Source organism: Mycobacteriales bacterium, assembly GCA_030697205.1.
Taxonomy (GTDB): Bacteria; Actinomycetota; Actinomycetes; order Mycobacteriales; family SCTD01; genus JAUYQP01.
In genome coordinates, this window is sequence record JAUYQP010000022.1 from 64472 (window position 1) to 87518 (window position 23047).

General features: G+C 71.6%; 20 protein-coding genes. 15 read left to right on the forward strand and 5 right to left on the reverse strand.

Annotated features, from left to right (window positions below):
• The first annotated feature begins 3 nt into the window (after window positions 1-3).
• On the forward strand, window positions 4-1005 hold the full coding sequence (locus Q8R60_07260; GenBank protein ID MDP3712264.1) for a porin PorA family protein: 1002 nt from the start codon (window positions 4-6) through the stop codon (window positions 1003-1005).
• A gap of 27 nt (window positions 1006-1032) precedes the next feature.
• Here Q8R60_07260 and Q8R60_07265 read toward each other — a convergent pair whose 3' ends face one another.
• Window positions 1033-1839: a class I SAM-dependent methyltransferase gene (locus tag Q8R60_07265; protein MDP3712265.1), complete on the reverse strand. Its 807-nt coding sequence runs from the start codon at window positions 1837-1839 to the stop codon at window positions 1033-1035.
• A gap of 238 nt (window positions 1840-2077) precedes the next feature.
• Here Q8R60_07265 and rpsA point away from each other — a divergent pair, with 238 nt between their 5' ends.
• The 9 genes from rpsA (at window position 2078) to Q8R60_07310 (ending at window position 12679) form a co-directional block, all read left to right on the forward strand.
• Window positions 2078-3529, forward strand: coding sequence for a 30S ribosomal protein S1 (rpsA, locus tag Q8R60_07270; protein MDP3712266.1), 1452 nt, complete (start codon window positions 2078-2080; stop codon window positions 3527-3529).
• Window positions 3530-3771: 242 nt separating this feature from the next.
• On the forward strand, window positions 3772-4719 hold the full coding sequence (locus Q8R60_07275) for a DUF559 domain-containing protein (protein ID MDP3712267.1): 948 nt from the start codon (window positions 3772-3774) through the stop codon (window positions 4717-4719).
• A 250-nt stretch (window positions 4720-4969) separates the two neighbouring features.
• Window positions 4970-5653 carry a dephospho-CoA kinase gene (gene coaE, locus Q8R60_07280; protein ID MDP3712268.1) on the forward strand — a complete coding sequence of 228 codons (684 nt, stop codon included), beginning with the start codon at window positions 4970-4972 and terminating at the stop codon, window positions 5651-5653.
• 59 nt (window positions 5654-5712) lie between these two features.
• Window positions 5713-6867: a hypothetical protein gene (locus Q8R60_07285; protein ID MDP3712269.1), complete on the forward strand. Its 1155-nt coding sequence runs from the start codon at window positions 5713-5715 to the stop codon at window positions 6865-6867.
• Window positions 6868-6918: 51 nt separating this feature from the next.
• Window positions 6919-9066 (forward strand): excinuclease ABC subunit UvrB, encoded by a 2148-nt coding sequence (gene uvrB / locus Q8R60_07290; GenBank protein ID MDP3712270.1) that lies wholly within the window; start codon window positions 6919-6921, stop codon window positions 9064-9066.
• A gap of 155 nt (window positions 9067-9221) precedes the next feature.
• Window positions 9222-10478 (forward strand): glycosyltransferase family 4 protein, encoded by a 1257-nt coding sequence (locus Q8R60_07295; GenBank protein MDP3712271.1) that lies wholly within the window; start codon window positions 9222-9224, stop codon window positions 10476-10478.
• Window positions 10472-11203 carry a class I SAM-dependent methyltransferase gene (locus tag Q8R60_07300; GenBank protein ID MDP3712272.1) on the forward strand — a complete coding sequence of 244 codons (732 nt, stop codon included), beginning with the start codon at window positions 10472-10474 and terminating at the stop codon, window positions 11201-11203. Before Q8R60_07295 ends, Q8R60_07300 begins: the two co-directional genes overlap by 7 nt.
• A complete protein-coding gene (locus Q8R60_07305; GenBank protein MDP3712273.1) occupies window positions 11190-12257 on the forward strand; it encodes a prenyltransferase/squalene oxidase repeat-containing protein in 1068 nt (355 codons plus the stop codon). Before Q8R60_07300 ends, Q8R60_07305 begins: the two co-directional genes overlap by 14 nt.
• A complete protein-coding gene (locus Q8R60_07310) occupies window positions 12245-12679 on the forward strand; it encodes a hypothetical protein (GenBank protein MDP3712274.1) in 435 nt (144 codons plus the stop codon). Before Q8R60_07305 ends, Q8R60_07310 begins: the two co-directional genes overlap by 13 nt.
• 5 nt (window positions 12680-12684) lie before the next feature.
• On the opposite strand, the gene Q8R60_07315 is transcribed toward Q8R60_07310, so the two are convergent.
• Window positions 12685-13278, reverse strand: a complete 594-nt coding sequence (locus Q8R60_07315; GenBank protein ID MDP3712275.1) for a class I SAM-dependent methyltransferase — start codon at window positions 13276-13278, stop codon at window positions 12685-12687.
• A gap of 182 nt (window positions 13279-13460) precedes the next feature.
• Here Q8R60_07315 and Q8R60_07320 point away from each other — a divergent pair, with 182 nt between their 5' ends.
• From Q8R60_07320 to Q8R60_07335, 4 genes are all read left to right on the forward strand, one after another.
• Window positions 13461-14483, forward strand: coding sequence for a TerC family protein (locus Q8R60_07320; protein ID MDP3712276.1), 1023 nt, complete (start codon window positions 13461-13463; stop codon window positions 14481-14483).
• 103 nt (window positions 14484-14586) lie between these two features.
• Window positions 14587-16416 carry a right-handed parallel beta-helix repeat-containing protein gene (locus Q8R60_07325; GenBank protein MDP3712277.1) on the forward strand — a complete coding sequence of 610 codons (1830 nt, stop codon included), beginning with the start codon at window positions 14587-14589 and terminating at the stop codon, window positions 16414-16416.
• Complete coding sequence (locus tag Q8R60_07330; protein ID MDP3712278.1) at window positions 16413-16958, forward strand: hypothetical protein; 546 nt, start codon at window positions 16413-16415, stop codon at window positions 16956-16958. The genes Q8R60_07325 and Q8R60_07330 overlap by 4 nt, the downstream gene beginning before the upstream one ends.
• Before the next feature lie 17 nt (window positions 16959-16975).
• On the forward strand, window positions 16976-17812 hold the full coding sequence (locus Q8R60_07335) for a phosphotransferase (GenBank protein ID MDP3712279.1): 837 nt from the start codon (window positions 16976-16978) through the stop codon (window positions 17810-17812).
• Between the two features lie 75 nt (window positions 17813-17887).
• Here the strand turns inward: Q8R60_07335 and Q8R60_07340 are convergent, their stop codons facing one another.
• The 3 genes from Q8R60_07340 to Q8R60_07350 form a co-directional block, all read right to left on the reverse strand.
• Window positions 17888-18028: a hypothetical protein gene (locus Q8R60_07340; protein ID MDP3712280.1), complete on the reverse strand. Its 141-nt coding sequence runs from the start codon at window positions 18026-18028 to the stop codon at window positions 17888-17890.
• A gap of 47 nt (window positions 18029-18075) precedes the next feature.
• Window positions 18076-19089: a TerC/Alx family metal homeostasis membrane protein gene (locus Q8R60_07345; protein MDP3712281.1), complete on the reverse strand. Its 1014-nt coding sequence runs from the start codon at window positions 19087-19089 to the stop codon at window positions 18076-18078.
• A 227-nt stretch (window positions 19090-19316) separates the two neighbouring features.
• Window positions 19317-19967 (reverse strand): MBL fold metallo-hydrolase, encoded by a 651-nt coding sequence (locus tag Q8R60_07350; protein ID MDP3712282.1) that lies wholly within the window; start codon window positions 19965-19967, stop codon window positions 19317-19319.
• A gap of 111 nt (window positions 19968-20078) precedes the next feature.
• Here Q8R60_07350 and uvrA point away from each other — a divergent pair, with 111 nt between their 5' ends.
• Window positions 20079-23045: an excinuclease ABC subunit UvrA gene (gene uvrA / locus Q8R60_07355; GenBank protein MDP3712283.1), complete on the forward strand. Its 2967-nt coding sequence runs from the start codon at window positions 20079-20081 to the stop codon at window positions 23043-23045.
• The last annotated feature ends 2 nt before the right edge of the window (window positions 23046-23047 follow it).

Genomic DNA, 23047 nt, shown 5'->3' on the forward strand with positions numbered 1-23047 from the left:
ACCGTGCCCCGAAAGACCGCCACCGCACTGATCGGAGCCGGTGCGTTCTCGCTGGCACTCGCGGTCATGGTGCCTGCTGTGATCGCCCCCGCGCTGCTGAAGGCCCCGGGCACGCAGGACCTGGTGACGCACTCGCGAGGCGAGGCCCAGAAGCTCAACAGCGCGACGGGCGAGCTCGAGCCGATCACGGTCGACCTGACCCGCACCCTGACCACTCACGCCGACGCCGAGGGCAACCTCGTCGGCAGCAGCAGCACCGCCGTCTACGACGAGCTGCTCAACCTGGCGGTGGTCGGCCCTGACGGCGACGTCCAGACCGTCGACGCGCGCGGTCGCTACACCGGGCTGCGCGCCGGCTCGTCCGTCATCGCCTTCGACCGCTCGACCGGCGAGGGGGTCCCCGGCGAGTTCGGGGAGACCTACGGCACGACGGCCCACACCGTGAAGCTGCCGTTCGACACCCAGCAGACCACTTACGACTTCTACGACCAGTCGTCCAGGAAGGGCTGGCCGGTCTCCTACACCCGCACTCTCGAGGTCGACGGCCTGGAGGTCTACGAGTTCGTGGGGAGCATCCCGGAGGTCTCGCTCGGTCAGTACGGCGTGCTCGAGGGCACCGACACCCTCTACTCCAACCCCAACCGCACCCTGCTCGTCGAGCCGGTGACCGGGTCCATCGTCAGCATCGTCAGCTCGCCGCAGACCTCGATCCGCTTCGCGGACGGCAAGGTCAGCCCGGCGCTGCTGGTCGACGCGCTCGGGCCCACCGCCGACACCGTCGCCGGTCGCGTGGCCGACGCCAAGGACAGCAAGAGCAGCGCGTTGCTCCTGCAGCGCGCCCCCTGGGTCCTCGGTGGCCTGGGCCTGCTGCTGCTCGCCGGCGGACTGCTCGCCCGCCGCCGCCGCACGACTGCCCGCGCCGACGACGATCTGCGCCCCGACGTGTCGCACGTCCTGCCCGTCGCGCGCGGCGAGGCCCCCGCGGAGCAGCGCCTCGCCCGCTAGTCCACCCCGTCACGAGGCCCGTCACCGTCAGCCGGTGGCGGGCCTCGCGGCGTGCAGGACGAGGGTGCCCGGCAGCAGCCGGCCGCGCAGCGGTGACCACTGGCCCCACTCCTGCGTGTGACCGTCGGGCCACTCCGGCTCGAGCAGGTCGGTGAGGACGAGCCCCGCGCCGACGACGGCGCGCACCCAGTCGCCGACGGTGCGGTGGTGCTCGACGTAGGTCGCCACCCCCCGCTCGTCCTGCTCGACGTAGGGCGTGCGGTCGAAGTAGCTCTGCCGCACGACCAGCCCGTCTGGTCCCGGGTCGTCGGCGAAGGCCCACCGGAAGGGGTGCGACACCGAGGCCACGAGGCGCCCGCCGGGCCGCAGCAGCCGTCGTACCTCCTGCATCGTCCCCGGGGCGTCGGCGACGAAGGGCAGGGCGCCGAAGGCCGAGACCACGAGGTCGTACGACGCGTCGGCGAGCGGGACCGCCTGCGCATCGGCCTGCAGGTAGGCGATCCCGGTGGTCCCGGTGCGGGCGTCGATCTCCCGGGCCTGGTCCAGCTGACCGCGGCTCACGTCGTACGCCGTGACCCTCGCCCCCTCCCGCGTCAGCCAGCGCGCGCCCTGCGCGGCCCCGCAGCCCATCTCCAGCACGTCGAGGCCGCGCACGTCGCCGAGCAGGCGAGCCTCGGCCTCGCGCAGCCGCTCGGGGCACCAGACGAGGTCGGTGTCGCCGAGGAACGCGCCGTGCTCGGCGTAGTAGTCCTGCGCCGCGCCGTCCCACCAGCTGCGGTTGGCTGCGGCGCTCTCCCCGGGGCCCGGCGCGCGGTTCGACGGGGGAGCGTCCATGCGCCTACTATGGACGAACGCGCTGCGGGCGCGCGCTCACGCGTGCCCGTGCTCGTCCCTGTTGGTCTGACTCCCGTCCGTCCGCCTCGACGATCCGCCCGCTGCGCGCACCTTGACTCGCCCACCAGGGGCGGGTCACGATCCCACCGCAGCCGGAGCAGACTCCTTGACCAGCACCCTCGACACCCCCGCGGTCCCCTACGCGGCGCCCCAGGTCGCCATCAACGACATCGGGTCCATGGAGGACTTCCTCGCCGCCATCGACGAGACGATCAAGTACTTCAACGACGGCGACATCGTCGAGGGCACGATCGTCAAGGTCGACCGCGACGAGGTGCTCCTCGACATCGGCTACAAGACCGAGGGCGTCATCCCCTCGCGCGAGCTGAGCATCAAGCACGACGTCGACCCCAACGAGGTCGTCGCCGTGGGCGACATCGTCGAGGCGCTCGTCCTCCAGAAGGAGGACAAGGAGGGTCGTCTGATCCTGTCCAAGAAGCGCGCGCAGTACGAGCGCGCCTGGGGCACGATCGAGAAGATCAAGGACGAGGACGGCATCGTCACCGGCACCGTCATCGAGGTCGTCAAGGGCGGTCTCATCCTCGACATCGGCCTGCGCGGCTTCCTCCCGGCGTCGCTGGTCGAGATGCGCCGCGTGCGCGACCTCCAGCCCTACGTCGGCAAGGAGCTCGAGGCGAAGATCATCGAGCTGGACAAGAACCGCAACAACGTGGTCCTGTCCCGCCGCCAGTGGCTCGAGCAGACCCAGTCCGAGGTCCGCTCCACCTTCCTGTCCACCCTGCAGAAGGGCCAGGTCCGGTCGGGTGTCGTCTCCTCGATCGTCAACTTCGGCGCCTTCGTCGACCTCGGTGGCGTCGACGGCCTCGTGCACGTCTCCGAGCTGTCCTGGAAGCACATCGACCACCCGTCCGAGGTCGTCGAGGTCGGCCAGGAGGTCACCGTCGAGGTGCTCGACGTCGACCTGGAGCGCGAGCGCGTCTCCCTGTCGCTGAAGGCGACCCAGGAGGACCCGTGGCAGCAGTTCGCCCGGACCCACGCGATCGCCCAGGTCGTGCCGGGCAAGGTCACCAAGCTCGTCCCGTTCGGTGCGTTCGTGCGCGTCGACGAGGGCATCGAGGGCCTGGTCCACATCTCCGAGCTGGCCGAGCGCCACGTCGAGATCCCCGAGCAGGTCGTCAACGTCGGCGACGAGCTGCTCGTCAAGGTCATCGACATCGACCTCGAGCGTCGCCGCATCTCGCTGTCCCTCAAGCAGGCCAACGAGAACGGCCCGCAGGCCGAGGAGCACTTCGACCCGGCGCAGTACGGCATGAACGCCTCCTACGACGACGCCGGCAACTACATCTACCCGGAGGGCTTCGACCCGGAGACCGGCGACTGGCTGCCGGGCTACGAGTCGGCCAAGGAGGCCTGGGAGAAGCAGTACGCCGACGCCCAGAAGCGCTTCCAGGCCCACCAGGAGCAGATCAAGCGGATGGCTGCCGCCGACGCGGAGGCCGCCGTCCCGACGTCGTACTCCTCGGAGTCCGGCGAGGACGGCGACGAGGCCGTCGAGGGCGAGGAGGGCGCTGCTGCGCCGCGTCCGACCCCGGCCCCGTCCGGCGGCACCCTGGCCTCCGACGAGGCCCTGCAGGCGCTGCGCGAGAAGCTCTCGGGCGGCGGCGCGTAGTCCAGCCGGCATGCACGTCGCGGAGGCCCGCACCCCTCGGGGTGCGGGCCTCCGCCGTGTCCCGGTCCCTCACGTCGGCCCCACGGCGGCGGATCTGCGTGCACGTGGCGCAGGTCGGCGCGTTCCCGGTGGCCGTCTCGCGTGCACGGTGCGTGGGCAGCGGCAAGTGCACGCAGATGCGCCTGTCCACAGGTTGGGTGCGGGTCCCGTCGACGGGCCGTTTGACGCGGCAAGGTAACGCTGTGGACACGCTCTCTGCCGTGACGACCTGCGGTTGCCGCCGCGAGGGCCTGTCGTCGCTGCGCTCCCTGCGCGCGGCAGGGCTGGATGTGCGTCGGCTGCACAGCACCGAGGGCGTGCACCGGCTGTTGCGAGGCGTCTACTCGTCCCGGCCGCTCCCGCCGTGGCCGCGCTTCGTCCTCAAGGACGCGATGCTGTCCGAGGCCTACGTCGTACGCGTGCGTGCGGCGCTGCTCCACCTCGGCCCGCGTGCTGTCGCCTCCGGGCGCACGGCGGCTCTGCTCCGCGGCTGGGCGCTGCTGATGGAGCCCCGTTCGGTCGAGGTGGCACTGCCCAACGGACGTCGGCAGCCGAGCGCCACCTGGGTCGTCGTCCGTCAACGGCGCGGGGACGTGGCACGCGAGCTGCTGCACGAGTCCCTCGGGCGGGAGGGGCTGTGGGCGACCGCGGCCGTGCAGACCGCGGTCGACTGCCTCGTCCAGCTCTCGCGCCTCGAGGCGGTCGTCGCGGTGGACAGCGCGCTGCGCTCGAAGCAGGTGACCCTGCAGCAGGTCGCCGACGCCGTGGACGCACTGCCTGGCCGGCCCGAGCGTGCTCGGGCACGACGCGCGCTGGCGCAGTGCGACCCGCTGAGCGAGTCCGTGCTGGAGTCGGTCCTGCGGGTCCGCATGCTCGACGCCGGCCTGGTGGGCTTCGCCAGCCAGTCACCGCTGCGCTGCGCCGACGGCACGAAGCGTGCGGACTTCTGCTTCGCAGCAGCGCGGCTCGTGGTCGAGGCCGACGGTGCCCGGTGGCACCCCGACGGGAGCCTCGACCGTCAGCGCGACAACCAGCTCGCAGCCGCGGGCTGGCGCGTCCTCCGCTTCACGTGGGCTGAGGTGGTCCACCGCCCGGCGACGGTCATCGCGTTGATCCGCGCGGCGCTCGCCGCGGTGTCGGCAGCGGCGTGACCGGCCGGGGATCCGGCAACGGCGACGGCGGCATCGCGTGCGCTTCACGGACGGTCACGTCCGGCCGGGCGTGACGTCGCGTCTCACGTCCGCCCGCGGCTCCAGGTGCACGCAGATGTGCCGACCGGCAGGCGCTGCCGTGTCGCCAGGGCGGCGAGGCGCGGGGTGGGCGCGGGGTGGGCGCGGAGGGGGCGCGGAGGGGGCGCGGGGTGGGCGCGGCGAGCGCGGCGGCTCCGCTAGGGTCCGGCGGGTGCTGGTCGTGGGACTCACCGGGGGCATCGGGTCGGGCAAGTCGGCCGTGAGCGGCATGCTCACCGAGCGCGGTGCCGTGGTGCTCGACGCGGACGTGCACGCCCGCGAGGTCGTCGCACCGGGGACGCTCGGGCTCGCGGCCGTCGTCGCGGCCTTCGGCGACGCGGTGCTCGCGGCCGACGGCACCCTCGACCGCGAGGCCCTGGGCTCGATCGTCTTCACCGACCCGGAGGCGCTGGCCCGGCTCAACGCGATCGTGCACCCGCTGGTGGGCGAGCTGTCGGACCGGCGGCGGCGCGAGGCGGAGGCGGCCGGCATCGAGGTCGTGGTCCACGACGTGCCGCTGCTCGCGGAGAACGGCCTCGCGGCGATGTACGACGTCGTGGTGGTCGTCGACTGCGCCGAGACCACGCAGATCGCGCGGCTCACCGGCCAGCGCGGCATGACGCAGCGCGACGCCGAGGCGCGGATGGCGCGCCAGGCCAGCAGGGAGCAGCGGCTGGCCGTCGCCGACGAGGTGATCCGCAACGAGGGGACGCTGGCCGAGCTCGAGGATCAGGTCGACGCCCTGTGGGCCAGGCTGCGGGCACGGGTCGACCACGAGGCCCACGCCGGACGCGTCGACACCGCCACCGGGGACAGCAAGGACCAGGACAGCAAGGACCAGGACAGCAAGGAGTGACGGTGCGGCCAGGTGCCGTTTCGCGGACAGCGGGCATCCCGAGTCCTTAGCGTCAGCGGGTGCCCCCCACACCCCCCGTCCGCCGGCGCACCCGCCCGGTCCGTGCGGTCGCGGCCGCCGCCACCCTGACCCTCGCGCTCGGGGTAGGTGCCGCCGCCTCACACGACGCACCCGCGCCCGCGGTGCGGGCCGTCACCGCGGCGTCCGTCGTCGTACCCCCGGTGGCCGGCAGCGTCGCGAGCACCCTCGCCGACGCGGCCGCCCGGGCGCTGCCCGAGGCCGCGCCGTCCGCCCCGGCGCCGACCGCCCGCGCCACGAAGGCCCCTGCCGCGCCGCGGCCGAAGGTCGCGCACGCCAAGGTCGCCCGCTGGCTCCCCACCGGCACCGGCATGTGGCTGCACGAGTGGCAGCGCTCCGAGCAGGGCCACGCACCGGTGGTCGTGAAGCGCGCCCAGGCCGCGGGCCTCACCCACCTCTACGTCCAGACCGGCTCGAGCCGCAAGGGCTGGATCGGCGACGAGGTGCTGGGCCAGCTGCTGCCCGCCACCAAGGGCACCCAGCTCCGCGTCATCGCCTGGGACTTCCCGAAGCTCGTCGACCCGGTCGCGGATGCCCGCCGGATGGCGCGGGCTGCGCTCTACCGCAAGGCCGGCGCGCCCCGCGTCGCCGCTGTCGCGCCGGACGTCGAGACCGGCAGCGAGGGCACCCACCTGTCGGCCCGCGGCATCGACCTCTACTACTCCACGCTGCGGCGGCTGCTGCCCCCGCACATCGCGATCCTGCCGACGGTGCCGTGGCCGAGCGAGCACCGCATCACCAGCTACCCCTACGAGCGCACCGCCCGCTTCGCCGACGCGATCGTCCCGATGGCCTACTGGTACAACCGCGACCCCGCCCGCGTCACCGCCACCTCCATGCGGGTGCTGACGCGCTACGGCAAGCCCGTCATGCCGGTCGGACAGGGGTACGACGGACGCCTCGACGCGCCGTACCTCGCCCCGGACCCGCACCCTGACGCCTCCGTCCAGGCGTTCCTCACGACGGCCAAGGAGATGGGCGCCCGGTCGGTCTCGCTGTGGTCGTGGCAGACGACCGGCGCGAAGCAGTGGCGGGTCCTCGCGCGGGCGGGTCAGGCGAAGGCGTTCCTGCCCGGCGGCACGGTCCCGAGCCCTGCGCCGACGGTCCCGTGGACGACCCGCGGGAAGAAGAAGTAGGCCCACCCCTGCGGCGACGGGACTGTCGGAGGTCCGACGTACCGTGGCTGCGTGGCCTCTCAGCGCAGCAGCACCCCGACCGTGGAGCGGCTCGCGACCGACCTGAAGCGCAGCACCCGGCGCTTCGAGGTGGTCAGCGACTTCCAGCCCGCCGGTGACCAGCCGGCCGCCATCGACGAGCTCGAGCGACGACTGGTCAAGGGCGAGCCCGACGTCGTCCTGCTCGGCGCGACCGGCACCGGCAAGTCCGCGACGACCGCCTGGCTGGTCGAGCGGGTGCAGCGCCCGACGCTGGTCATGGCGCCCAACAAGACCCTGGCCGCGCAGCTGGCCAACGAGTTCCGCGAGCTGCTGCCGCACAACGCGGTCGAGTACTTCGTCAGCTACTACGACAACTACCAGCCCGAGGCCTACGTCCCGCAGACCGACACCTACATCGAGAAGGACTCCTCCATCAACGAGGAGGTGGAGCGCCTGCGCCACTCCGCCACGATGAGCCTGCTGACCCGCCGCGACGTCATCGTCGTGGCGAGCGTGAGCTGCATCTACGGCCTCGGCACCCCGCAGGAGTACGTCGACCGGATGGTGAAGCTCACCGTCGGCGACACCATCGAGCGCGACAAGCTCCTCCGGCAGTTCGTCGACGTGCAGTACACCCGCAACGACCTCGCCTTCACCCGCGGGACCTTCCGGGTCCGCGGCGACACCGTCGAGGTCTTCCCGGTCTACGAGGAGCTCGCGGTCCGCATCGAGATGTTCGGTGACGAGATCGAGCGGGTCATGACGCTGCACCCGCTGACCGGTGAGGTCGTCGCGGAGCACGAGGAGGTCTTCGTCTTCCCGGCGACCCACTACGTCGCGGGTCCCGAGCGGATGGAGCGCGCGACCGCCGGCATCGAGCTCGAGCTGGCCGACCGGCTGGCCGAGATGGAGGCGCAGGGCAAGCTGCTCGAGGCCCAGCGGCTGAGGATGCGCACCACCTACGACCTCGAGATGATGCGCCAGGTCGGCTTCTGCAACGGCATCGAGAACTACAGCCGCCACATCGACGGTCGCTCGCCCGGCACCGCGCCGCACACCCTGCTCGACTACTTCCCCGACGACTTCCTGCTCGTCATCGACGAGTCGCACGTGACCGTCCCGCAGATCGGCGGGATGTACGAGGGCGACCGCTCCCGCAAAGCGACCCTCGTCGACCACGGCTTCCGGCTGCCGAGCGCGATGGACAACCGGCCGTTGCAGTGGGAGGAGTTCCTCGAGCGGGTCGGCCAGGCCGTCTACCTCTCCGCGACGCCGGGGCCCTACGAGCTCAGTCGCGTCAAGAACGACGTCGTCGAGCAGGTCATCCGCCCGACCGGCCTGGTCGACCCCGAGATCGTCGTCAAGCCCACCAAGGGCCAGATCGACGACCTCGTCCACGAGATCCGGCTACGCGCCGAGCGCGACGAGCGGGTGCTCGTCACGACCCTGACCAAGAAGATGTCGGAGGACCTCACCGACTACCTCCTCGAGCTCGGCATCCGGGTCCGCTACCTGCACTCCGAGGTCGACACGATCCGCCGCATCGAGCTGCTCAAGGAGCTGCGCAAGGGCGAGTACGACGTGCTCGTCGGCATCAACCTGCTCCGCGAGGGGCTGGACCTCCCCGAGGTGTCGCTCGTGGCGATCCTCGACGCCGACAAGGAAGGCTTCCTGCGGTCGGGCACGAGCCTCATCCAGACGATCGGCCGCGCGGCGCGCAACGTCAGCGGCCAGGTCCACATGTACGCCGACACGATCACCCCCAGCATGGCCAAGGCGATCGACGAGACCACCCGACGGCGGGCCAAGCAGGTCGCCTACAACACCGAGCGCGGCCTCGACCCGCAGCCGCTCCGCAAGCGGATCGCGGACATCCTCGACGACATCGTGCGCGAGGACGCGGAGTCAGGGGCAGCCCTGGTCGGTGGCAGCGGCCGCAGCCAGTCCCGCGGCAAGGCACCCGTCCCCGGGATGAGCAGCAAGGGGGCGGCGGGGACCCATGCGAAGGACTTGGCGGGCATGCCGCGCGCCGAGCTCGCACAGCTCATCCAGCAGCTCCAGGACCAGATGCACGACGCCGCCCGCGAGCTGTCCTTCGAGCTCGCCGCCCGGCTGCGCGACGAGGTCAACGAGCTGAAGAAGGAGCTGCGTGGCATGGACGCGGCCGGGGTCCGGTAGCCCGACCGGCCCACCTGGCGGGACGCGCCCGCGAGGTCGTGGTGTTACCGCCGGTAGCATCAGGGGTTCCGGCCTGACGCAGGCCACGAGGGAGCACGACTTTGACAGACCCACTCGCCGGGCGGCCGCTCACAGCCGCCGACGGGGGACGCCCGCTGCGCATCGCGCTGCTGTCGTACCGCAGCAAGCCGCACTGCGGCGGCCAGGGCGTCTACGTGCGCCATCTCTCCCGCGAGCTGTGCGCGCTCGGCCACGAGGTCGAGGTCATCAGCGGCCCGCCCTACCCCGAGCTCGACGAGGTGCCGGGCCTGCGCCTGACCGCGCTGCCGAGCCTCGACCTCTACCGCGACCCCGACCCCTTCCGGCTGCCGTGGCCGAAGGAGTTCCGCACCCGCTACGACGTGCTGGAGTTCCTCCACATGTGCACGGCGGGATTCCCGGAGCCGCTCAGCTTCTCGCTGCGCGCCTGGGAGGAGCTCCGTCGGCGCCCGCTCGAGGACCGCCCCGACATCGTCCACGACAACCAGACGCTCGGCTACGGCCTGCTGCTCATGCAGCGCGACGGGCTCGACGTCATCGCCAACGTCCACCACCCGATCACGGTCGACAAGAAGCTTGACCTCGCCGCCGCCCACTGGCGCAAGAAGCCGTCGATGCGCCGGTGGTACGGCTTCCTCGCGATGCAGGGCAGGGTCGTACGCCGGCTGCCTGCCGTGCTGACGGTCAGCCAGAACAGCTTCGACGACATCGTCACCGACTTCGGCGTCGACGCCGCGAAGATGACGGTCGTCCCCGTGGGGGTCGAGGCCGACGTCTTCGTCCCGCCGACGCTGCCGCGCGTGCCGGGGCGCATCGTCGCCACCGCCAGCGCCGACGTGCCGCTCAAGGGCATCGTCCCGCTGCTCGAGGCGGTCGCCAAGCTGCGCACCGAGCGCGACGTCGAGCTCGTCATCGTGGGCAAGGCCAAGGAGGGCGGCCACGCCGCCAAGGCCATCGAGCGGCTCGGCCTCGAGGACAGCGTCCGCTTCGTCACCGGCATCAGCGAGCGCGAGCTCGTCGAGGTCTTCGGTAGCGCCCAGGTCGGTGTCGTCCCGAGCCTCTACGAGGGCTTCAGCCTCCCCGCGATCGAGCTGCTCGCCTGCGCGACGCCGCTCGTCGCAACGACCGCGGGCGCGCTGCCCGAGGTCGTCGGTCCCGACGGCGAGTCCGCGCTGCACGTCCCGCCGGGCGACCCGGAAGCCCTCGCCGCCGCGATCGGCCGGCTGCTCGATGACGACGCGCTCGCGGCCCGCATCGGGGCCGCCGGACGCGCCCGCGTCGAGGCCATCTACACCTGGCAGGCCGTGGCGGAGCAGACCGTCGCCTGGTACCGCCGCCATCTGCAGGAGACAACGGAGGACCCCTCGTGCTGACCGTCGACTTCGAGCAGTTCCCGGTAGGACCGGGTGACCGCGTCCTGGACATGGGCTGCGGGGGAGGGCGGCACGCCTTCGCCCTCGCCAAGCGCGGCGCCGACGTCGTCGCGTTCGACTACGACGCCGCGGAGCTCAAGGACGTGCGCGGGATGTTCGGCGCGCTGTCCGACAGCGGTGACATCCCGGCGGGCAGCCTCGCCGCCGCTGTCCGCGGCACGGCGTACTCCCTGCCCTTCCCCGACGCCACCTTCGACCGCATCGTGGCCGCCGAGGTCCTCGAGCACCTGCCCGAGGACGAGCTCGCGATGAGCGAGCTGTCACGCGTGCTCAAGCCGGGCGGCATCATCGCGGTGACGGTGCCGCGCTGGCTGCCGGAGAAGGTCTGCTGGGCGCTGTCCGACGCCTACCACGAGGTCGAGGGCGGTCACGTCCGCATCTACAAGGGCTCGGTCCTGCAGCAGCGCCTCGAGCGGACGGGGCTGCGCAAGACGGGCCACCACCACGCCCACGGCCTGCACGCGCCCTACTGGTGGCTCAAGTGCGCGGTCGGGGTCAGCAACGACGCCAACCCGCTGGTGAAGGCCTACCACTCGCTGCTGGTGTGGGACATGGTCAAGGCGCCGCTCGCGACGCGCCTGGCTGAGCGAGTCCTGCAGCCGCTCGTCGGCAAGTCCCTGGTCGTCTACTTGAGCAAGCCGGAGGCCCTCGATGTGGCTGCGTGACCTTCCCGAGGTCCTGACCAAGGAGCAGCTGGCGCAGACCGTCGACTGGCTGGTCTCCGTGCAGCAGCCCAGCGGCTCGGTGCCGTGGCCCGACGGCCACACCGACGCGTGGGACCACGTCGAGTGCGCGATGGCGTTCGTCCTCGGCGGTCGCCTCGACGAGGCGCGCCGCGCCTACGACTTCCTGCGTCGCACTCAAGGACCCGACGGCTCCTGGCCGACCTCGATGGACCAGGAGGCGACCCTCGACGCCAAGGTCGACACCAACCAGGTCGCCTACGTCGCGGTCGGCATGTGGCAGTGGTGGCTCGTCACGGGCGACCGGACCTTCCCGCGCGAGATGTGGCCGGTGGTGCGCAAGGCCCTCGACTACGTCATCGACATGCAGGCGCCCGGTGGCGAGCTGTGGTGGGCGCGCGAGGGTGACGGCACCGTCGTCCGCGACGCCCTGCTGACCGGCTCTGCCTCGTCGTACCAGTCCCTGCGCTGCGGGCTGGCGCTGGCCGAGATGATGGACGACCCCCAGCCCGAGTGGGAGCTCGCGGCCGGTCGGCTGCAGCACGCCGTGGCCCACCACCCGGAGGCGTTCCTCGACAAGTCGCGCTTCTCGATGGACTGGTACTACCCGATCCTCGCCGGCTCGGTGCGCGGCGCGGCCGCCGACGAGCGCTTCGCCAAGGAGTGGGGCGACTTCGTCGTCCCGGGCATCGGCTGCCGCTGCGTCTCGGACCGGCCCTGGGTGACCGGCGCGGAGACCGCCGAGCTCGCGATGTCGCTGCTCGCCTGCGGTGACCGCGAGCGCGCGCTGCAGGTCTTCACCGACGTGCAGCACCTGCGCGCCGACGACGGTGCCTACTGGACCGGCCTGGTCTACGACGAGGACGTCCGCTGGCCTGCCGAGCAGAGCTCGTGGACGGCCGCGGCGATGGTGCTCGCGGCCGACGCCCTCGTCGGCGGGACGACGCTCGCGCTGTTCTCCGGCGAGACGCTCCCGACGGGGGTCCTGCTGCCTGCGGATGCCTGCCTCGAGGCAGAGGCTGAGTGCGCGCTGTGAACCTCGACGAGCTGCCCCCGGCCGACCCGGTCGCCGTTGCTGCCGCGATCGCGATCGTCGAGGAGCGCTGCGCCGCCGACCCCGACCTCGTGCACGGTGACGTGGTCGAGATGGTGGCGATGGAGAGCGAGCTGTCGCTCGCCGTCGCGCTGTGTGTGCAGACCATGGGCTTCGTGCCCGACACGGTGCGTCGCCGCATCGTGGAGGCCGAGTTCGAGGAGACCATCGCCGCGGACCGCGAGCGGCGCGCGGAGCAGGCCGTTGTGGCAGGCAAGGCCGCGGCGCGGTCCGCCAAGGCCGCGGCGACCCGCGCGGCCACCGCTGCCCGCGAGTCGGCCGAGCAGGCCGCGAAGATGCGCTCCAACCGGTGCGACGTCTGCTTCCAGGTCCGCAGCCCGGCCGGCACCTGCGGCTGCGACTAGCGGGGCTAGCGGGTCCGGCGCAGCACCCGCAGCGAGCCGGTCTCCGAGACCTGCTCGTAGCCCTCGGTCAGGGCGCGCTGCACGACGTGCCACGGCGGCTGACCGCCGTCGGCAGGGTCGGGGAAGACGTCGTGCACGGCGAGCGTGCCGCCGACCGCGAGATGCGGTGCGAAGGCGGCGTAGTCGTGCTGCGCGACCTCCTCGGTGTGGTTGCCGTCGAGGAAGAGGAAGGCCAGCGGGGACGCCCACCAGCGGCCGACCTGCTGGGTGGAGCCGACGACGACGGAGACCACGTCGTCGAGGCCGGCGTCCCACAGGGCGTGGCGCAGCGACGGCAGGGTCTCGAGCCGCCCGGTGTGCGGGTCGACGAGCGAGGCGTCGTGCCACTCCCAGCCGGGCTGGTTCTCCTCGGAGCCGCGGTGGTGGTCGACGGTGACGAGGTGCGCGCCGGCCTCGCGGGCCGCCGAGCCGAGGTGGACCGTCGACTTGCCGCAGTAGGTGCCGATCTCGAGCCACAGCCCGGGGATCGCCGCGAGGGCGGCGGCGCGCAGGGCAAGGGCCTCTTCCTCGGGCAGGAAGCCCTTGGTGGTTGACGCCACAGCTCGCCAGTCGGTCGGGACAGGTATCGTCGAGGTCACGGAGGGGAGTATCCCCGTCGCACCCGCGTCGTCAGCACGGGCCCGGTCAGTCAGGGCCCCGGCGCGGGAGGCCCCGCATCTGCGCTCGCAGGGTGGGAGAGACCTCCGGTGAACCGCTGTGCTTCACCGGAGAAGGAGAACTCGTGCTCGACGTGTCCACCACCGCCTGGATCGCCACGATCGGCGGCCTGGTCCTGCTGCTGGCGTTCGACCTCGTCATCGCCGCCAAGAAGGGCCCGCACAAGGTCACGACCCGGGAGGCCACTGCCTGGGTGTCGTTCTACGTCGGCCTCGCGATCGCCTTCGGCATCGGGCTGGCCGTCGTGGGCGGTGGTGAGTTCGGCGGGCAGTTCTTCGCGGGCTACATCACCGAGTACAGCCTGAGCGTGGACAACCTGTTCGTCTTCGTCATCATCATGGCGAGCTTCGCCGTCCCCGCCGAGCACCAGCACAAGGTGCTGCTGTTCGGCATCGTGCTCGCGCTGGTCCTGCGCGGGGCCTTCATCGCCGTGGGCGCGGCGGCCATCGAGCGCTTCGAGTGGGTCTTCTTCGTCTTCGGCGCGTTCCTCGTCTACACCGCCTACAAGCTCGCCACGACCGGCGAGGAGGAGCACGACAGCGAGAACAAGCTCGTCGTGCTCATGGAGCGGATCCTGCCGACCACTCGTGAGTACGACGGGTCGAAGGTCGTCACCAAGGTCGCCGGCAAGCGCGTCGTCACCCCGATGCTGCTGGTCATGATCGCGATCGGGTCGACCGACATCCTGTTCGCCCTCGACTCGATCCCGGCGATCTTCGGTCTCACCGAGGAGCCCTACATCGTCTTCACCGCCAACGCTTTCGCGCTGATGGGCCTGCGCCAGCTCTACTTCCTGCTCGACGGGCTGCTCGACCGCCTCGTCTACCTCTCCAAGGGGCTCTCGGTCATCCTCGGCTTCATCGGCGTCAAGCTGGTCCTGCATGCCGCCCACGACTACAGCTGGGGCAGCTGGGCGCCCGACATCGGCACCTTCACCTCGCTGGGCGTGATCGTGGGAGTGCTGACCGTGACCGTCGTGCTGTCGCTGCGGGCCGTCAAGCGCGACCCGTCGCTCATCCACACCCGCGAGGAGCACACCGGCGAGGCGCTCGCCCAGGTGCCCGAGCGGGCCTCCCGCGAGGGCTGACCCGCCACTCACCGGGACACCTCCTCTCGCGAGCGGGCAGGACACGGGACGATCCGTGTCGAAAGGGACGTCACGCGTTCCGTCCGTGTTGCTGGAGGCCCCCGTGCGAAGGTTCTCGACCGTCCTCACCGTCCTGCTCGCCGGGCTCGTGCTCGGCGCCGGGCCCGCCCTCGCCCACGAGGAGCGCGAGTCGCAGTTCCCCTCCGGCAAGGGGGTGACGCCCACCTACCGCACCTTCGAGCAGGCAGCCGACCGGCTCGTGGTCTGCAAACCGTCGAGCGCGAAGGCCGTCGCGGAGATGAAGGACGCCCGTCTCAGGGCCTTCAACCAGAAACTGCTGAAGCAGTGCCGCTTCCAGCACCTGCAGGCAGCCGTCGACGCGGTGAAGAAGCAGAAGACCAACATCTACGTCCTGCCGGGCCTCTACCGCGAGGAGCCGTCGCACGCCCCGGCCTGCACCAAGGCCTACGACGGCGGCGTCGTCGAGTACGACCTCATCGTCAGCTGCGGTGAGGTCATCAACCTCGTGACGATCGCGGGTGACGACCCCAAGGATGCCGACACCGTCTGCGACAACGCGCTGTGCCGGCTCCAGGTCGAGGGCACCGGGGAGAAGATGACCGACGTCGTCTTCCGGGGCGGCTTCACCAACGACGGCGACTGGGTCAAGCACAACGGCATCAAGGCCGACCGCGCGGACGGCTTCTACCTGCGCAACCTCACCGCCGAGCTGTTCCGGGAGAACGCGCTCTACGTCCACGAGACCGACGGCTACGTCCTCGACCGCGTGAACGCCCGCAACAACGACCTCTACGGCATCCTCACCTTCACCAGCGACCACGGCCTGATCCAGGACTGCGACACGTCCTTCAACGGCGACTCCGGCGTCTACCCGGGCTCGGCGGCCGACGTCAACGCGCTGTCGACGGTGACCGCCCCGCTGACCCGCTACGCGGTGGAGATCCGTCGCTGCAAGACCTATTACAACGCCCTCGGCTTCTCCGGAACCGCCGGCAACAGCGTGTGGTTCCACGACAACGAGGTCTTCAGCAACGGCGCCGGCTACGTCACCGACTCCTTCGTCGGCGGGCACCCCGGGATGCCGCAGGACCACGCCTACCTCACCAAGAACAAGATCTTCAGCAACAACAGCAACTACTACGAGCGCTTCGTGCACAGCGGGATCTGCGACAAGAAGCCTGGGGAGCGCGGCTACGGCAAGGGCACGGTCTGCCCGGCCTTCCCGGTGCCGGTGGGCACCGGGGTGATGATCGCCGGCGGCAACCGCAACTTGGTGACCGACAACCTCATCTACGACAACTGGCGCACCGGCGCGATGCTGTTCTGGGTCCCGGCCGCGATCCGCGGTGAGATGGCGCCGACCGCTCAGTACGACACCTCCAACGGAAACCACTTCACGAGGAACCGGATGGGCTTCCACCCGTCCGGTGTGAAGCAGCCCAACGGCACCGACTTCTGGTGGGACGACCAGGGCGTCGGCAACTGCTGGGAGACCAACACCTCGGTGCGCGGTGAGATCACCCACAACGCCACCTCTCCGCTGGGCCTGCCCCTCTGTGCGTCACCCTCGCTGCTGCCGGTCGGCAACGCTACGAAGTCGGTTGGTCTGCTGCCGTGCTCGCAGTACAACCGCGAGGACAACAAGGACCCGGTGGGCTGCGACTGGTTCGACAACCCGACCCCACCGACCGACCGCGAGGCCGCGCCCGGCCAGCCGGCCCGCCCGCCGGCGTCCGCCGACCTCCCCGGGATCTCGGCGAGCTCCGCGTCGCTTGCCGCTCGTGACACCGCACCCGGCCTGCCGGCCACCGGCGGCTCCTGGCTGCTCGGCCTCGCCGGCGCCGGCCTGGTCGGCGCGGTGCTCGCGGCCCGCCGCCGCAACACCCGGGTCGGGGCCGGAGCGGCCGTATGAGGCGCACGGTCGTCGCTGCCGGCCTCGGTGTCGCTCTCGTCGGCGGTGCGGCAGCGGCGGTCTCGGTGCCCTCGGTGGCCGTCGCCGCGCCCGCCTTCTCCGGCGTGGCCGTGACGACGGTGGCGGAGTACGGCCCCCGCGGCACCCACGTCATCGACTACCGCCATGGCCAGGTCCTGCGGATCGCGCTGCCGGTGACCAACACCGGGCGCGCGCCGCTCACCGTCATCGGCGCCACCTTCGCGGAGGGGCCGCTCGCGCTGCTCACCGTGCGCGACGTCGCCGACGTCAAGGTCCCCGCCGGAGCGACCCGCACCGTCGTCGTGGAAGCCCTGCTCGGCAACTGCAAGTACTTCCACGAGCGCGAGACCCAGACCTACGACGGGCTGATCCTGTCGGTGTGGTCGCTGGGTCGCTCGGCGGACCGTGCCGTGTCCCTTGACCGGCCGCTGCTGGTCCACAGCCCGATGATCGTCGGCTGCCCGGACCGCAAGCTCAACCGGCAGGCCAACGACCGTCGGGACGCCAGCGTCCGGGGCTGACCGGCCATGATCGGCGGGTGACAGACGCGCGTACGACGTGGGCCGTCGCCACAGCGGTCGCTGTGGCGCGGGCCCAGGGCCTGCGCGTCGACGACCCGGTCGTCCTCGCCGAGGGCTACAGCGTGCGCGTGCACGTCGCACCGAGCCCGGTCGTGGTCCGGGTCCCGACGGTCGCGGCGACCACCCGGCCACCGATCAGGCCGTGGCTCGAGCGCGAGCTGGCCGTCACGACCTGGCTGCACGCCGTCGGCGCCCCGGTGGTGCCGCCGACCGACCTCGCCGACCCTGGGCCGCACGAGCACGACGGGGGAGTGGTGAGCCTGTGGCAGCGCGTCGACGTCGACCCGCAACCGGTGGAGGGGCCCCGCTACGCCGCCGCGCTGGCCGACCTGCACGACGCGCTGGCGTCGTACCCGGGAGAGCTCCCGGTCCTCCCGGGACCGCGCACCGACATCGCGTTCGGGCTCCCGGCGTGCGAGGCCCTGCTGGTGCCCGACGACCTCGCGGTCGCCCACGCCACCCGTGCCCGGCTGGCCCCGTGGCTCGACGGCCATCCCGACGGGCTGGTGCCGGTGCACGGCGACTCCCACACCGGCAACCTCGTGCGGACGACGTCGGGTGCGCTGCTCTGGAACGACTGGGAGGACGTCGGTCTGGGGCCGGTCGAGTGGGACCTGGCGTCGCTGACGCTCGGGGACGGGGTGGCCGCGGCGTACCCCCGTGCGCTGGACCCGCAGCGGCTCGCCGACTGCCGCCTGATGCGTCGGCTGCAGGTGCTCGTGGGCACCGTCGGGGCCGGGTTCGAGGTCGACGCGACCGTCCTGGGGCAGTGGGTCGAGGGGCTCGGGCGCTGACTGCGCGGCGCTGGTCGTCGAGGAGCAGGCGGACGACGTCGCGCTGCTCGTCCTCCGCGTCGACGCCTGACGTCGCTAGAGCGCGCCGAGCAGCCGGACGCCGAGCAGCAGGCCGCAGAAGGTGATCACCAGCGGCCAGGTGATCCGCACGCGTGGCACCCACCGGTGTGCGACGTAGAAGACGGCGAGCCCGATGACCAGGATCCGGAGGAGCACCCCGCCAGCCTCTCAGGTCGGTTGTCCGACCGCGCACGGCTACCTGGTCAGGCCCGAGCCTTCCGCCCTTCTGCGTCCTCGGTGGCCACCCGGTCCGGCTTCGCGTTCGCGCGCAGGCTCGTTGCCGTCACGAGGGCGAGGACGCCGATGATGACGCCGAGTGAGAGCAGCGTCGGGATCTCCGGCACCCAGGCCCAGATGCCGTGCGCCCAGTGCAGGACGAGCTTCACTCCGATGAAGCCGAGGATCGCCGCGAGTCCGTAGCCGAGGTGCACCATCTTGGACAGGACCCCCTGCAGCACGAAGTAGAGGGCGCGCAGGCCGAGCAGGGCGAACGCGTTCGTCGCGAACACCAGGAACGGGTCGCCGGTGATGCCGTAGACCGCCGGAACGGAGTCCACGGCGAACACCACGTCGGTGGCGAGCACGGCGAGGACCACCAGGGCGAACGGCGTGGCCGTGCGCACGCCGGCCTCGCGCACGAAGAGCCGAGGCCCCCGGTAGTCGGACGTGACCGGCATGAACTTGCGGAGCAGCACGACCGACCGCAGGGTGTCGATGTCCACCGCGTGGCCGTGCCCGCTGCGCTGGTCGCGCAGGACCTTCCAGGCGGTGGCCAGCAGCACCGCGCCGAAGAGGAGGAACGCGAACGACAGCTCCTTGAGCGCTGCCGCGCCGAGGGCGATGAAGACGCCGCGCAGGACGAGCGCCCCGACGATGCCGTAGAGCAGCACCCGCTGCTGCAGCGCCGGCGGTACGGCGAACGCGGTGAGCAGCAGCATGAAGACGAACAGGTTGTCGACGCTGAGCGACTTCTCGACGAGGTAGCCGGTGAGGTACTCGACGCCGGTCTGGGACCCGAAGCGGGACCACAGCCAGGCACCGAAGGCGAGCGGCAGCGCGACGTAGAAGACCGACCAGGCGGTGGCCTCCCGCATCGACACCTCGTGCGGCTTGCGGGTGACGAGGAAGTCGACGACGAGCAGGAGGACGACGGCGCCGAGGGTGAGGGCCCACAGACCGGGCGTCGCGATGGTGGTGAGCTCTTGGGACAGGATCACGGGTCTCCTCGGACGGGGTCCGAGGTCTCCTCCACCCGCGAGCCGGGCCGCGTCCCGGAGCTGCCGCTGGGCAGCCGTACTGACCGGTGACGCGCGTTGGGAGTACTCCCCTCTGAGGGCAACGCTACCAAGCAGCGCGCAGCAGTGCCTGTCGAGCGCCGGGACTCGGTCAGGTGTCCGGGTCCGGGTGCGGAGCTCTCACCGAGACCCGACGGGGCAGGGCCGCGTCACCAGCCGCGGGCGCGCCACTCGGGCAGCGACGGGCGCTCGGCGCCGAGGGTCGTGTCCGAGCCGTGGCCGGCGTAGACCCAGGTCGTGTCGGGCAGCGCGCCGAAGAGCTTGGTCTCGACGTCGCCGAGCAGTGACGCGAACCGCAGCGGGTCCTTCTCGGTGTTGCCGACGCCACCGGGGAACAGCGAGTCACCGCTGAACAGGTGGCCGCCGTCCTCGGCGTAGTAGAGCGCCACGGAGCCGGGGGTGTGGCCGACCAGCGTGATCGCGGTGAGGCGGGCGTCGCCGACCTCGACGGCGTCGCCGTCGGCGAGGACCCGGTCGACGGGCACGGGCAGGTCGGCGGCGTCGGCCGCGGTGGCGAGGACCGGTGCGCCGGTGGTCTCGACCACCTCGACGAGCGCCTGCTGGTGGTCCCAGTGCCCGTGCGTCTCGACGATCCCGACGAGGCGGCCGTCGCCGAGCGCCTCGAGCAGCCGGTCGGCGTCGCCGGAGGCGTCGACGAGCAGCGTCTCGCCGCCGGGCGCGCGCAGCAGGTAGCAGTTGTTGTTGAAGGGGTTGGTGGCGACCTTGGTGATCGTCAGCCCGCCCAGCTCGCGGACGTCGACGGGACCGCCGACCTCGACCTCACCTGTGTACGCCGTCACGTGTCCTCCGGGGAAGCAGACTGTCGGAGGCCGACGTTAGCCTGGGAGACGCGCGCTGGGCCTTCCCCGCCCCGACCGGCGCGACCTCTCACCAGACCCCCGAAGGACGCTGTGGCTGACCGCCTCGTCGTGCGCGGTGCGCGCGAGCACAACCTCAAGGACGTCTCGCTCGACCTGCCCCGCGACGCCCTCATCGTCTTCACCGGCCTGTCCGGCTCCGGGAAGTCCAGCCTCGCCTTCGACACGATCTTCGCCGAGGGGCAGCGACGCTACGTCGAGTCGCTGTCGGCCTACGCCCGGCAGTTCCTCGGGCAGATGGACAAGCCCGACGTCGACTTCATCGAGGGCCTGTCGCCGGCGGTGTCGATCGACCAGAAGTCGACAAACCGCAATCCGCGCTCCACCGTCGGCACGATCACCGAGGTCTACGACTACCTCCGCCTGCTCTACGCCCGGGCCGGCACGCCGCACTGCCCGGTCTGCGGCAAGGTCATCAGCCGCCAGCAGCCCTCGCAGATCGTCGACCGGGTCCTCGAGCTCGAGGAGGGCAGCCGCTTCCAGGTGCTCGCGCCGGTCATCCGCGAGCGCAAGGGGGAGTACGTCGACCTGTTCGCCGACCTCCAGACGAAGGGGTTCAGCCGCGCCCGCGTCGACGGGGTCGTGCACGCCCTCACCGAGGTCCCCAAGCTCAAGAAGCAGGAGAAGCACACCATCGAGGTGGTCGTCGACCGCCTCACCGTCAAGGAGTCGAGCAAGCGCCGGCTGACCGACTCGGTCGAGACCGCGCTGCAGCTCGGCGGCGGGCTCGTGACGCTGGACTTCGTCGACCTGCCCGAGGACGACCTGCACCGCGAGCGCACCTTCTCCGAGCACCTCGCGTGCCTCGACGACGACCTGTCGTTCGAGGAGATGGAGCCGCGGTCGTTCTCCTTCAACAGCCCCTTCGGTGCCTGCCCGGACTGCCACGGCCTCGGCACCCGCCAGGAGGTCGACCCGGAGCTGGTCGTCCCCGACCCCGACAAGTCCCTCGCCGAAGGTGCGCTGCAGCCGTGGTCCAGCGGCCACAACATCGAGTACTTCGGCCGGCTGCTTCAGGCGCTCGGCGACGCGGTCGGCTTCACGCTGAAGCAGCCCTGGTCGTCGCTGACCAAGAAGCAGCAGCAGGCCGTTTTGCACGGCCACGACACCGAGGTGCACGTCCGCTACAAGAACCGCTACGGCAGGGAGCGGAGCTACTACACGGCGTACGAAGGTGTGATCCCGTTCCTCGAGCGCCGCCACTCCGAGGCCGAGAGCGAGACCAGCCGGGAGCGCTACGAGGGCTACATGCGCGAGGTGCCGTGCCCGGTGTGCCAGGGCGCGCGGCTCAAGCCCGAGGTGCTCGCCGTGACCCTCGGCGGCCTGTCGATCGCGGCCGTCGCCGCGATGTCGATCGGCGACTGCGCGCAGTTCCTGCGCTCGCTCGAGCTCGACGACCGGCAGAAGATCATCGCCGAGCGGGTCCTCAAGGAGGTCAACGCGCGGCTGGGCTTCCTGCTCGACGTCGGCCTCGACTACCTCTCGCTCGACCGGGCCGCGGCCACGCTGGCCGGTGGAGAGGCGCAGCGGATCCGGCTCGCGACGCAGATCGGCTCCGGTCTCGTCGGCGTCCTCTACGTCCTCGACGAGCCGTCGATCGGGCTGCACCAGCGCGACAACCGTCGGCTCATCGAGACCCTCGTGCGGCTGCGCGACCTCGGCAACACCCTCATCGTCGTCGAGCACGACGAGGACACCGTCCGGACCGCCGACTGGGTCGTCGACATCGGGCCCGGCGCGGGCGAGCACGGCGGCCAGGTCGTCGTGTCGGGCACCGTCGAGGACCTGCTGACCAGCGAGCACTCCATCACCGGGATGTACCTCTCCGGTCGCCGCTCCATCGAGGTCCCGGCCGTCCGTCGACCGCAGGACCCGTCCCGCGAGCTGCGCGTCGTCGGCGCCCGCGAGCACAACCTGCGCGACGTGAGCGTCTCCTTCCCGCTCGGCAACCTCGTCGCCGTCACCGGCGTCAGCGGGTCGGGCAAGTCGACGCTCGTCAACGACATCCTCGCGACCGTACTGGTCAAGCAGCTCAACGGCTCGCGCGAGGTGCCCGGCCGCCACAAGCGGGTCGAGGGCCTCGAGCACCTCGACAAGGTGGTGCGCGTCGACCAGTCGCCGATCGGGCGCACCCCGCGCTCCAACCCGGCGACCTACACCGGCGTCTTCGACCACATGCGCAAGCTGTTCGCCGAGACGACCGAGGCGAAGGTCCGGGGCTACCTCCCCGGCCGCTTCTCCTTCAACGTCAAGGGCGGCCGCTGCGAGGCGTGCGCCGGCGACGGCACCATCAAGATCGAGATGAACTTCCTGCCGGACGTCTACGTCCCGTGCGAGATCTGCGCCGGCGCCCGCTACAACCGCGAGACGCTCGAGGTCCACTTCAAGGGCAAGACCATCTCCGAGGTCCTCGACATGCCGATCGAGGAGGCCGCGTCGTTCTTCGAGGCGGTCCCCGCGATCTCGCGCCACCTCAAGACGCTGGTCGATGTCGGCCTCGGCTACGTCCGGCTCGGCCAGCCCGCACCGACCCTGTCCGGCGGTGAGGCGCAGCGCGTCAAGCTCGCCTCTGAGCTGCAGAAGCGCCAGACCGGCCGGACCGTCTACGTCCTCGACGAGCCGACGACCGGCCTGCACTTCGAGGACATCCGCAAGCTGCTCGGTGTCCTCAACAGGCTCGTCGACGCGGGCAACTCCGTGATCGTCATCGAGCACAACCTCGACGTCATCAAGACCGCCGACTGGGTCGTCGACATGGGCCCGGAGGGTGGCTCGGGTGGCGGCACCGTCGTCGCGGAGGGCACCCCCGAGCACATCGCGGGCGTCAAGGCCTCCCACACCGGGCGCTTCCTCGGCGAGCTGTTCGCGGGTCGCGCGGCCCCGGCCACGACGGCCACGACGGCCACGCCCGCGAAACGGGCCGCCAAGAAGGTCGCCGCGGCGTCATCGGCCAAGCCCGCAGCCAAGGCGTCCCGGCGTACCCCCTCTCCCTCCCGTTAAGA